Annotated in this window: 10 protein-coding genes; 8 read left to right on the forward strand and 2 right to left on the reverse strand. The window is 41.0% G+C overall.

The features are described 5' to 3' along the window. Positions 1-87 precede the first annotated feature (87 nt). Positions 88-285, forward strand: a complete 198-nt coding sequence (locus tag AA637_RS09135; protein WP_069790476.1) for a hypothetical protein — start codon at positions 88-90, stop codon at positions 283-285. Between the two features lie 7 nt (positions 286-292). On the opposite strand, the gene trmD is transcribed toward AA637_RS09135, so the two are convergent. After that, the gene (gene trmD / locus AA637_RS09140) at positions 293-988 is read right to left on the reverse strand and encodes a tRNA (guanosine(37)-N1)-methyltransferase TrmD (RefSeq protein ID WP_446682498.1); all 696 of its coding nucleotides are present in this window, start codon (positions 986-988) and stop codon (positions 293-295) included. 190 nt (positions 989-1,178) lie between these two features. On the opposite strand from trmD, the gene AA637_RS09145 reads away from it, so the two are divergent. Then, positions 1,179-1,997, forward strand: coding sequence for a cyanophycinase (locus tag AA637_RS09145; RefSeq protein ID WP_446682499.1), 819 nt, complete (start codon positions 1,179-1,181; stop codon positions 1,995-1,997). Between the two features lie 137 nt (positions 1,998-2,134). Continuing rightward, positions 2,135-4,756 (forward strand): cyanophycin synthetase, encoded by a 2,622-nt coding sequence (cphA, locus tag AA637_RS09150; protein WP_446682500.1) that lies wholly within the window; start codon positions 2,135-2,137, stop codon positions 4,754-4,756. Positions 4,757-4,892: 136 nt separating this feature from the next. Here the strand turns inward: cphA and pruA are convergent, their stop codons facing one another. Then, positions 4,893-7,913 (reverse strand): L-glutamate gamma-semialdehyde dehydrogenase, encoded by a 3,021-nt coding sequence (gene pruA, locus AA637_RS09155; RefSeq protein ID WP_446682501.1) that lies wholly within the window; start codon positions 7,911-7,913, stop codon positions 4,893-4,895. 234 nt (positions 7,914-8,147) lie between these two features. Between pruA and AA637_RS09160 the strand changes: the two genes are divergently transcribed. The 5 genes from AA637_RS09160 (at position 8,148) to AA637_RS09180 (ending at position 12,525) form a co-directional block, all read left to right on the forward strand. Then, positions 8,148-9,419 (forward strand): hypothetical protein, encoded by a 1,272-nt coding sequence (locus tag AA637_RS09160; RefSeq protein WP_446682502.1) that lies wholly within the window; start codon positions 8,148-8,150, stop codon positions 9,417-9,419. A gap of 95 nt (positions 9,420-9,514) precedes the next feature. Further along, positions 9,515-10,417 carry a 30S ribosomal protein S6--L-glutamate ligase gene (gene rimK / locus AA637_RS09165; RefSeq protein WP_446682503.1) on the forward strand — a complete coding sequence of 301 codons (903 nt, stop codon included), beginning with the start codon at positions 9,515-9,517 and terminating at the stop codon, positions 10,415-10,417. A gap of 108 nt (positions 10,418-10,525) precedes the next feature. Next, the gene (locus AA637_RS09170) at positions 10,526-11,635 is read left to right on the forward strand and encodes an S-(hydroxymethyl)glutathione dehydrogenase/class III alcohol dehydrogenase (protein ID WP_446682504.1); all 1,110 of its coding nucleotides are present in this window, start codon (positions 10,526-10,528) and stop codon (positions 11,633-11,635) included. Between the two features lie 143 nt (positions 11,636-11,778). After that, complete coding sequence (locus AA637_RS09175; protein ID WP_446682505.1) at positions 11,779-12,120, forward strand: hypothetical protein; 342 nt, start codon at positions 11,779-11,781, stop codon at positions 12,118-12,120. Positions 12,121-12,123: 3 nt separating this feature from the next. Further along, positions 12,124-12,525: an HNH endonuclease gene (locus tag AA637_RS09180; RefSeq protein WP_446682506.1), complete on the forward strand. Its 402-nt coding sequence runs from the start codon at positions 12,124-12,126 to the stop codon at positions 12,523-12,525. The last annotated feature ends 184 nt before the right edge of the window (positions 12,526-12,709 follow it).

The following is a 12,709-nucleotide window of genomic DNA, read 5'->3' on the forward strand; positions in this document are numbered from 1 at the left end:
TTTTGAATAAGTATCTTTTCATCGCCGACAATGAATTAAAATAGCGTAAATAGTTTTAATAATTAATTTTGGTATTTTTTTATGTATATGACCCCTAAGAGTGGTATTTTACTGCTGGTTTCTTGTGTAAGTGCGATCGCCGTTGTGGGCTGTATTTTTGAATTAACTTCGGGTAATCCAGAATTAGGACAAAATGTAACCAGTTTAATATTAGGTTTTAGTATTCCTTTAAGTATTGTGGCTTTTGTTTTTGCGGTTAAGGATGCCCGAGCAAATTCTCAGTAATAATTAACTATTGCCCATGGTCTATTTTCCCTTCTGGTAATAAATCGGGGCGTTTTTTTCGGGTCGCCTCTAATTGTTTTTGATGGCGCCAATGGGCGATCGCACCGTGATTTCCAGAACGTAATACCTCCGGCACTTCCCAACCCCGAAACACTGGGGGACGGGTATAGTGAGGATAATCCAATAAACCATCCTCAAAACTATCCTGCTCCAAAGAAGCCTTTTTGCCCACCGTGCCGGGTAAAAGACGTATCACCCCGTCCATAAGAGTAAGAGCAGGAATTTCTCCCCCCGTTAACACAAAATCCCCTAAAGATACTTCCCTCGTCACCAAATGTTGTACCCGCTCATCAATACCCTCATAATGACCACAGATGAGGATTAACTGTTGATAATTAGTAGATAAATCCTTAAACAAATTTTGATCCATTCTTTGCCCTTGGGGAGTTAACATAATCACCTCCCGAGGAGCAATATTTGGTACAGACTCCACCGCTGCAAAAATCGGCTCAGGCTTCAAAACCATACCCACTCCCCCCCCATAGGGAACATCATCCACCGTACGATGTTTATCCGTAGTAAAGTCCCGAGGATTGATCAAATTAACCGTCGCAATTTGCTTTTTTAAAGCCCTACCCAATAAACTGGCATGGAGTGCAGAGGTAAAAAAATCGGGAAAAAGGGTAATAACGTTTATTTCCACTGTTGATATTATTTGATAAAGTGAGCTTTGAGCATATAAATAACGAGTTTTTGCTCAAACTGTTAATTATTGGATATGTTACAAATTTAACCATAAAATAGTGTAGGAGATCATAAGATGGACGTTTTTGGGAGCCGAAAGTGTCTATCTGTTGGTGTAATTTTAGAAAAAGAATCAAGTAGGAATTAACATGAAGCAATATCAAAGAAGTTCAGTGCTAGTAATTGGAGGTGCCGAGGACAAAGTACATGGACGAGAAATATTACAAACTTTTTGGCGTTGTGCAGGGGGCGCGGATGCCATCATCGCCATTATACCCTCCGCTTCACGAGAACCTACTATTATTGGCGATCGCTACTTAACCATTTTCCGTGATATGGGAGTAAAAGACTTAAAAGTGTTGGACGTGCGCGATCGCATTCAGGGAGAAGATAAATATTATCAAGAATATGTAGAACAATGTACCGCCGTATTTATGACAGGGGGTGACCAACTTAGACTATGCGGTTTGCTATCCGATACCCCTCTCATGGAAAGAATTCGCCAAAGGGTAAAACTAGGAGAAATCACCCTCGGAGGCACCAGTGCAGGAGCTGCCGTCATGGGACATCATATGATTGCCGGGGGTAGTAGTGGAGAATCCCCCAACCGTGCCTTGGTAGATATGGCCATGGGCTTAGGTTTTATTCCCGAAATTATCGTCGATCAACACTTCCATAACCGTAATCGTATGGCAAGACTACTCAGCGCCCTTTCCAACCATCCCGAAAGAATCGGTATCGGCATTGACGAAGACACCTGTGCCCTATTTAGCGCCGATAATCACTTAGAAGTAGTAGGCAAAGGAACTGTTACCATCATTGATGCCCAAGCCATGAGTTACACTAATCAAGGAAAAGTAGATGCCGAATCTCCCCTTGCCCTTCACAATCTTAGGATTCATATATTGTGCCATGGCGATCGTTACAATCGAAAAACCCATCAACCCACCGCAGCCAGTGGCGATTAATATTATATTTAATGAATAAAATATTAATTATCCCCAAAAAATAAAAGAATGTTCACCCTGAACAGTAAAAAGTCAAGCAAAAACGAGACACTTAAAAATGGCTCTCAAACCCAGTAGCGTCTAAAATCAGAAACAGCATGAAAATCCTCAAAACACAAACCTTAAGGGGTCCAAATTATTGGAGCATTCGCAGACAAAAGCTCATCCAGATGCGTCTCGACTTAGAAAACATAGCCGAAAAACCATCCAATGAAATCCCCGGCTTTTATGAAGGATTAGTGGAAACCCTCCCTAGTTTGATCGAACACTTTTGTTCCCGAGATCATCGTGGAGGCTTCCTCGAACGAGTTAAAGAAGGTACCTATATGGGGCATATTATCGAACACATTGCCCTCGAATTACAAGAATTAGCAGGGATGCCTGTCGGTTTTGGACGCACCAGAGAAACCAGCACCCCCAGAGTTTATAACGTAGTCTTTGAATATGTCTATGAAGAAGCTGGTCGTTATGCAGGTAGAGCCGCCGTCCGACTTTGTAACGCCATCATCGAAAATGGCAGTTATCCCCCCCAAGAGTTAGCTCAAGATGTAGCCGATTTAAACGATCTAAGGGCAACCTCAGCCCTGGGTCCTTCCACTGAAACCATTATCAAAGAAGCCGAAACCCGTTCTATTCCTTGGATGATGTTGAGCGCCCGTTCCATGGTACAACTAGGATATGGAGTTAATCAAAGACGCATTCAAGCCACCCTCACCGAAAATTCTAACATTTTAGGGGTAGAACTTGCCTGTGATAAAGAAGGCACAAAAACCATCCTCCGAGATGCAGGAATACCCGTGCCTAGGGGTACAGTAATTTACTATTTAGACGAACTCGCTGATGCCGTCCAAGATGTAGGCGGTTATCCCATCGTTATCAAACCCCTTGATGGCAACCATGGCAGGGGAATCACCATTGATATTAACACCCGTGAAGATGCTGAAGATGCCTATGATTTAGCAGCGGCAGCCTCCAAAACCCGCTCGGTGATCGTCGAAAAATACTACCAAGGTAACGATCACCGTGTTCTGGTTATCAATGGCAAATTAATTGCTGTGTCCGAAAGGGTACCAGCCCATGTCATGGGGGATGGACAGTCCACCATTGAAGAGTTGATTGAACGAACAAACCTAGATCCTAATCGAGGAGATGGTCACGACAATATCCTAACCCGTATTAGTGTCGATCGCACCTCCCTTGGTGTTCTCAAAAGACAGGGTTTTGAAATGGATACGGTTCTAAAACAAGGGGAAAGAGCCTACCTTAGAGCCACTGCCAACCTCAGTACAGGGGGCATAGCTATCGATCGCACCGATGACATTCACCCCAAAAATGTTTGGATAGCTGAACGTGCAGCCAAAATTATCGGCTTGGACATTGCGGGTATAGACATAGTTACCCCCGACATTACCAAACCCCTTGATGAAGTAGATGGGGTAATTGTCGAAATTAATGCAGCTCCTGGATTTAGAATGCACGTAGCCCCCTCCCAAGGCTTACCTCGCAACGTGGCTGGCCCAGTTTTAGAAATGCTCTATCCCAATAATCACTCCAGCAGAATACCCATTCTGGCGGTCACAGGGACCAATGGTAAAACCACCACCACCCGACTACTGGCTCATCTTTATCGACAAACAGGAAAAGTTGTGGGCTACACCAGCACCGATGGTATTTACTTAGGGGATTATATGGTGGAAAGAGGTGACAATACCGGTCCCTTGAGTGCGGGAGTAATTTTGAAAGATCCCACCGTGGAAGTAGCCGTTTTAGAATGCGCTAGGGGGGGCATGATCCGCTCTGGTTTAGCTTTTGATAGCTGTGATGTGGGAGTAGTATTGAATGTGGCAGCAGATCACCTCGGCTTGGGGGATATTGACACCATCGAGCAGATGGCGAAAGTAAAAGGAATCATTGCTGAAACCGTTAACCCCGATGGTTATGCGGTATTGAATGCTGATGATCCTCTTGTGGCAGAAATGGCAAAAAATGTTAAGGGTAAAGTAGCCTATTTTTCCATGGATCAACATAACCCCATCATTGTCGATCATCTCCGTCGGGACGGCATTGCCGCTATCTATGAAAACGGTTATCTATCTATTTTTGAAGGGGAATGGACTCTGCGCATTGAGAAGGCAGAAAATATCCCTGTTACCATGAAGGGCATGGCACCGTTTATGATTGCCAATGCTTTGGCGGCTAGTTTGGCAGCCTTTGTCAATGGGGTGGATATTGAGTTGATTCGCCAAGGGGTACGTACTTTCAACCCGGGGGCGGCTCAAACCCCCGGCAGGATGAATTTATTTGAATTAAAAGATCATTCTGTGTTGGTGGACTATGCCCATAATCCCGCTGGTTATGAGGCTGTAGGGGCTTTTGTTAAAAATTGGCAGGGCGATCGCCTCGGGGTCATTGGTGGTCCTGGAGATAGACGAGATGAGGATTTGATGTTACTAGGAAAAATAGCCGCCCAAACCTTTGACCATATCATTGTCAAGGAAGATAATGACAAACGGGGTCGGGAAAATGGAGAAGTTGCCGATTTAATAGTTAAAGGTATCCTCAGCGAAAATCCCGAGGCTAGTTATAACGTCATCCTTAACGAAATGGAAGCTCTCGAAACAGGTTTGGATAAAGTAAAAGCCGATGGTTTGGTGGTCATTTTCCCTGAAAGTGTTCCCCGTGCGATCGAATTTATCGAGAAACTGAAAGAGGAAAGTTAAGGTAATAAATAATGGACAATTAACCTTCGTTTGAGAGGTAATTGTTCATTATTAATCCTTTTATCCAAACAAAAATTGGTAGGGTGATAGATACACACCCCACCATTAATATTTACCCTGCTAGGAATTTTATTACTTAATTATCAGCGCCCTCGATAGGTGCAAAACCTTGTCTCTGGATATTTTCAGTAACTACCCGAGGTTCTAAAAATTGCAGTAAATAATCTGGGCCTCCAGCCTTTGAACCTACCCCCGAAAGTTTAAAACCGCCAAAGGGTTGACGGGCAACGATCGCCCCTGTGATGCCTCTGTTAATATAAACATTACCCACCTCAAACTCCTTATAAGCCCTGTCAATATGGGCTGGAGTACGGGAATATAAACCCCCCGTAAGGGCGTAATCAGTGCCATTGGCAATATTGAGAGCATGGTCAAAATTATCAGCCTTTATCACCGCCAACACAGGCCCAAAAATTTCCTCCTGAGCAATTACCGCATCCTGTGTAATATCAGTGAAAACAGTGGGAGGGACAAAATAACCATGGTCAGGGGCTTCTACCTGTATCGCCAAAGTGCCTTGCTCTTTTCCTTTCTCGATATATTCCAAAATACGAGCTTGGGCAGAAGCATCAACCACAGGCCCTATCTTCGTACTAGGGTTTTTCGCATCCCCCACATTAAGGGATTTTACCGCCTCTACCAAACGCTCCACAAAGGCATCATAAACAGTATTTAACACAATCACCCGACTACAAGCCGAGCATTTTTGCCCACTAAAACCAAAAGCCGACTGGACGACTCCTGCCACCCCTTGATCTAAATCAGCGCTTTCATCGATGATAATGGCATTTTTGCCCCCCATCTCAGCGATAACTTTTTTGAGGTGTTTTTGCTTCGGTTGCAATATGGCTGCATCGGCATAAATCTTACAACCCACTTCCCTTGAACCAGTAAAGGCGATTAAATGTATATCAGGATGTTTTACCAAATAATCTCCTACCACCGAACCTTTACCAGGTATATATTGAAATACTCCCTTGGGAATTCCTGCTTCTATCAAAATTTCGGCAATTTTTGCCCCAATTACCGTACTGGTAGCCGCAGGTTTGAGTAAGGCACAGTTACCAGCTGCCAAGGCCGCCACCGTCATGCCCGTGGCAATGGCAAAGGGAAAATTCCAAGGAGAGATAATCAGGGCGATGCCTTTGGGTTGATAAAAATAACGGTCATTTTCCCCTGCCACGTCATAGTTATAACCCTGCTCTAATCGTTCCATTTCCGAGGCATAGTAGCGACAAAAATCGATCGCCTCTGACACTTCAGGATCACCTTCTTTAACGATTTTACCCACCTCAAAACACATCCAAGCGGTTAATTCATGGCGTTTTTGCTCCATAATATCCGCCGCTTTGCGTAGAATCTCCGCTCTTTCCGTGGCGCTAGTTTTGCTCCAAGTTTTAAAGGCTTCCTTGGCACTCTTCATGGCTTCATCGGCTTGGGAAACGGACATTAGGCCAATTTTACCGACAATTTGGGAGGGATTGCAGGGGTTAACGGAATCTATATATTCCTCGGTTTGCGCATATTTCCCGTCGATAAGGGGCAGGTAGGTTTTACCCAATTGATTGTTAACCACGGTGAGGGCTTGTCTGGCTTTTACGAGGTTGCTTTCTCTACCGTAGTCGGTGTCTGGGGCAGGGTTAAAGCCGCTCTTATTAAGGGGGGTTGGGGGGATCTCTTTTTCCCCTTCTATAGGGGAAACTTCCTCTTTTGGTTCAAGATGATGGACAGGGGGAGCGATTAATTCATCGATGGGTTTTTCCTCTGAATTTTGCCGTAAAAAGGAGCTATTGGCAGTATTTTCGAGCAAACGGCGGATAAGGTAAGCCATACCAGGTAATAGTTTTCCATAGGGGGCATATACCCTCACTCGATAACCTTTTTTTACAATAGCTTTGGCGAGATTTTCTCCCATGCCGTAGAGTATCTGGCATTCAAATCTGCGCTTGGGAATTTTTAGAGTTTCGGCAATGGCGATCGCATTTGCTTGGGTTCTAACATTGTGAGAGGCGATCGCACTATACAAATATTGATGATTTTCGAGGAGAAGACGAATAAGATTTTCGTAATTAATATCCGTTTCCGGTTTTTGGTTAAATACGGGCTGTTGCCAGTGATTTTGCTGAGATTTAATAGTTTCTTGATCCCAATATGCCCCTTTCACTAATCTAACAGTAATAGGATTTCCCCGTTTTTTTGCCCACTCAATCCAGCTTAATAAATCCTTTTCTGAATCCCGTAAATAACCTTGAATTGTCACCCCAATATCTGTGCGGGAGCGAAATTCTTCCTCCATCAATAATTCTTGTAAGATAGATATGGTAACGTCCTTATAGGCATATTGTTCCATATCAAAGTGTACCGCTGCACGTTTTTCCTTGGCGTGTCTGAGAAGGGTACGAATGCGATCGCACACCTTAACTTTACTACCTTCTGGGTCAATAGGATCAAACTGCGAGTAAAAAGCCGTCAACTTAACGGATACCTGCACCTTCGCCAAATCTTCTCCATCCGCAGTATCAATTTCAGGAATAGTTGACCATTTTTGAGCCTGATTACTTAATTGAGTAATTAACTCAAGGTAACTTTGTAGATAAGACTCCGCCTCTGTTTCCGTGATTACCGCTTCCCCTAACAAATCGATGGTAAAGCCCATTTTTTCCTTACGCATCTTTTCTACCGCCCGAATTACCTCCTTGATGGTTTCCCCCGAAATATACTTATAAGCAAGGGTTTCCACCGCTTTAGTAATGGTTGCCGAGGCAATTTGGGCAGGAGGTGAATTAGGATCACTAAAATTAAGAATGCCCTTAAGAGCATCAGGTAATTCTACCTCTTCCGTGGTTAAATACTGTTGAAAATGTCGAGCAACTTCTGGCTTACTCTGTAATGCAGGTAACGCATCAATGAAGCGGAATAATTGAACTCTTAAACCGGGGTTACTCATAGTCCACCCCATCAATTTATCGTCAAATTGTACCTGCTCTTTTAACTTACTAAAGATGTTTCCTTTTTGTCTCGTGGCTTGGATCAAATCCCTTGCAATGTTTTGTGTCGTTTCTTCGTAAGATGAGATCTGACTGTTTATAGCTACCATAAAACTCCCCTAATAAATATAATAAAATAACTCTAATTTTTCTTGGCAACTTAAAGTTTGCTATGCTAATATCGCATAATAATATTTTGTTTCACATTATAATATTATCACTAAAATTATTAGATTGAGTATTTTGTTACCGTTTAATACAACCCTTTTTTCTAAATAATTAAGTATTTATCCTTACTAAGATAAAAAAAGGTTATTCGTATTAATAAAAATAAAAAATAAATTATGAAAAAAAAGCAATTATTTATTTACGTTTTATTAGGAATATTCGGAGTATCTATCGTTGCGATCGCCCTTTTAAACATAAAAGTTAACTATAAACAGGAAAAATATATTAATCAAGCGGATACATTTTTCGATAATTTTAACGCGGAAACTTCTAACGATAACCATATAGTATTAGATTCCTATTTACAACAAATTGGACTAGGCAAAGTCAACAAAAGTGATAACAATGGAGAAAATAGTTCCTCCCCTGAAATGGAAGAAACTTTAGTATCATTAAACACTTTTTTTGAAAAACAAAGACAAATTAATAGTAATTATATAGAACCAATTCCCGAAGATTTAAAATTTTTCTTAAAAGAAAAAGAACAAGAAATTATTGATCTACGGAACTATATTTTAAGTATAAAATCTCTTCATTGGGAATATAATCTTAATAATAATTTTAGAGATCCGTTAAGCTATGAAATTCCTTACTTTATTAATATAGTAGCAGCTCAAAAAATTTTAATGTTATATAGTTTGTCAGAGTATTTTCAAGGAAACAAAGAAGAAGTTAACAAAACATTAGAGGCTTCTTTTCAGTTAAACAAATTCATTCAATCTCAACCCTATTTAATAGCTCAACTAGTAGCTTTAATTAATACGCAAGACCAAATAAGATTGTTAAGACAAACATTACCATTAACTGTTTATTGGAGAGAAAACTTAAACAACTATTATTATGATTATTCCCAGGGAATATTGAATGCACTTAAAATAGAAGCATATTTTATAGGTAGTCCTTTTATATTTTCTGAAAATTTGAGTAATAAACCCATTGCTAAATTCATTCAAAAACCCTATTTTCAATTTATGAGTCAAGATTTAGGTAATCGTCTGTTAAAAAGATTTTCTAATCTTGAAAACAAAAGTATTTGCCCGTTAGATATCGCTTCAGGAGAATCGCTTTCTGATAACATTCCATGGTGGAATTATTTAGGACAAATAGCAACACCTAACTTTGGGGAACAATGGTTAAGGGCAAATTTATTAATGTTAGATTGGGAGTTGACAAAAAATATATTAGAAGTAGAAGATATTCGACAAAAAGAAGGAAATTTTCCCAATAATTTAAACAGCTTAAATTCTACTGTGTGTGAGGGTAAAAATTGGGATTATAGACTTGCTAATAATCAAGCTTTTCTCAATTTTGAACAAAATTATCCAGAAGATAGTTTGATACTTAATAGTAATACGGTTTTTTTACCTTTAAATTTTACCTTGAAGTAAAAATTCATATGCCTTTATACTTGACTTGTATTAATTGATGGACAACGGGCAAAAGATCAGAAAGAATAAACAAGAACATATATACGAGTATAAAAATGAAAATTGCGATCTTATCCCAAGATAGTAACCTTTATTCCACCAGAAGATTAAGGGAGGCAGCAGAAAAAAGAGGACATCAAGTTAGGGTGGTAAATTTCCTCCGTTGTTATATGAATATTACTTCTCATAACCCTTCCGTGGTTTATGGGGGGAAAACTTTGGAAAATTTTGATGCGATTATTCCTCGCATTGGGGCTTCTAAAACTTTTTATGGTTTGTCGGTAGTCAGACAGTTTGAAGTGATGGGGGTTTTTAGTGCTAATGAGTCTCAGGCAATTTCTCGCTCTAGGGATAAGTTGCGCTGTGTACAAATTTTGGCGAGGGAGGGTATTGGTTTACCTGTAACGGGGTTTGCCCATGATACGGAAGATATTGATGGATTAATTGAGACTGTGGGCGGTGCGCCATTGGTAATTAAGTTATTGGAAGGTACTCAGGGCATTGGAGTAGTTTTGGCGGAAACTAATCAGGCTGCAAAGTCGGTAATTCAAGCATTTCGAGGTTTGAACGCCAATATTTTGGTGCAGGAGTTTATCAAGGAAGCGAAAGGCGCTGATATTCGTTGCTTTGTGGTTGGTAATAAGGTGGTGGCAGCTATGAAAAGACAGGGGCCAGAGGGAGATTTCCGTTCAAATTTACATAGGGGGGGTAAGGCAGAAAAAATTAAGCTGACTCCTGAGGAAAGAAGCACGGCGATTCGCTCGGCAAAGGCTATGGGTTTAAGGGTTGCAGGGGTGGATTTGTTGCGCTCTAATCATGGTCCTGTGGTGATGGAGGTTAATTCTTCCCCTGGTTTGGAGGGCATTGAGAAGGCGACGGAGGTTGATGTGGCAGATAAAATTATTGATTTTATTGAGAAAAATGTTGATATAAAAACGCGCGATCGCATTCAGGTGTAAATTCTTTAAGGGAATAGGCAATGGGCAATGGGCAATAGAGTATTATTATCAACTATCAATTATCTCCTGTTATTCTATTATTTGTACCGTTGAACATATATCAATAAAATGAAAGTAAAAGCTGCGATCGCCCTTAATGCCAAAGAACCGTTAGTTATTGACACCGTAGAGTTAGAAGGCCCCAAGGCGGGGGAAGTTTTGGTGGAAATCAAAGCCACAGGGGTATGCCATACTGATGCTTATACCCTCTCTGGCATGGATCCTGAAGGCTTATTCCCCACTATTCTCGGTCATGAGGGGGCGGGGGTTGTGGTAGAAGTGGGAGAGGGTGTCAAGAGCCTTAAACCGGGGGATCACGTCATTCCTTTATATGTGCCTGAATGTCGACAATGTGATTACTGTCTCAGTTTCAAAACGAACCTCTGTCAAGCCATTCGCATCACCCAAGGGCAAGGTTTGATGCCTGACGGTACCAGCCGATTTTCCCTAAATGGCAAAAAGTTACACCACTATATGGGTACTTCTACTTTTGCAAATTACACCGTAGTACCTGAAATTTCCCTCGCCAAAATTCGCCCTGATGCTCCCTTCGAGAAAGTGTGTTATATCGGTTGTGGGGTGACTACGGGAGTGGGGGCGGTGATTAATACCGCTAAGGTTGAACCTGGCTCTAATGTTGTGGTATTTGGTTTGGGGGGTATTGGTTTAAACGTCATCCAAGCCTGTCGTATGGTGGGGGCTAATATGATTGTGGGAGTTGATATAAATCCCGATAAAAGGGCGATCGCCGAAAAATTTGGCATGACACACTTTGTTAACCCCAAAGAAGTAGAGGGGGATTTAGTACCCTACCTCGTAGATTTAACCAAAGGAGGGGCGGACTATAGTTTTGAGTGCATTGGTAATACAAAAGTAATGCGTCAAGCTCTCGAATGTTGTCATAAAGGTTGGGGGGTATCTGTGGTGATAGGTGTAGCAGGGGCAGGGCAAGAAATCAGCACTCGCCCATTTCAACTGGTCACAGGGAGAGTGTGGAAAGGTTCGGCTTTTGGTGGTGCTAGAGGACGTACTGATGTACCCAAAATTGTTGATTGGTACATGGAAGGAAAAATTAACATCGATGATTTAATTACCCATGTGATGCCAGTGGAAGACATTAATAAAGCCTTTGATTTGATGCACCAAGGGGAATCTATCCGCAGTGTGGTTACTTTTTAGTTTTTATTGAAAGTGCAGGGGAAATCTCTGCACTCGAATTTATAACGAAAGCATTACTCCATTGAGAAAATTACCCTGAAAACTAGATTAAAATGAGTATATCAAGCTAAATTTAGTCATCCTAATCATAACAAATTTTCATCATGGCAAAAATTACCCTAGAAGTTCCAGACGAACTATCAGAACAATTATTACGAATAGGAGATCGACTTCCTGACCTTTTAGCACTAAGTTTACAACAGCCATTGCTTCCGACTAAGATTTATCACGATATTCTCGATTTCCTGACAAGTAAACCGACACCAGAACAAATTATCGCTTTCCGTCCTACCGCACAAATGCAGGAGCGTCTCAACACGCTATTGATAAAGAGTGAAACTGGTGAACTTACTGGCACAGAAAAACAAGAACTTGATGAATATGAACGCATTGAACACTTAATTATTATGCTCAAAGCAGGAAGTCTTCCTTATTTAGAACGTTGATTTATGAGTACCACTTATATTCCTACCCCATTACGTCGTTTGGTTGAACAAAGAGCTAAATATCAATGTGAATATTGTTTACTTCCTGCTAGTTTATCTTTTTTTTCCCATGAAATTGATCACATTATTGCAGAAAAACATGGAGGCAGAACAGAAGCCAATAATTTAGCTTATGCTTGTTGGCGTTGTAACCGATACAAAGGAACGGATTTAGGCTCATTTGACCCAAAAACAGGGGATTTTTGTTTTCTTTTTAATCCTCGTACTCAGAAATGGGCTGAACATTTTCAAGTCAATGATTTTCTGATATTGGGATTGACACCGATCGCACGAACGACGGTAAAATTACTTCAATGGAATAATAATGAACGCATAGCAGAAAGAAAGAGATTACAACAAATTTAGCCTTCTTCTCTTGACCAATTTTTTTCACGTGATAGGATGAGCGAGTATTTATTTCCATCACTATCAAAGACATTACATTGATTTTCTTTTACAACAGATTGATCACACAGAAAAATAAACCGCCAAAAAAAATATGGAATAGACTGGAAAGTTAAGGGTTAAAAGCCCACAAATCATCATCGAA

The organism is Cyanobacterium sp. HL-69, assembly GCA_002813895.1.
Lineage (GTDB): Bacteria > Cyanobacteriota > Cyanobacteriia > Cyanobacteriales > Cyanobacteriaceae > Cyanobacterium.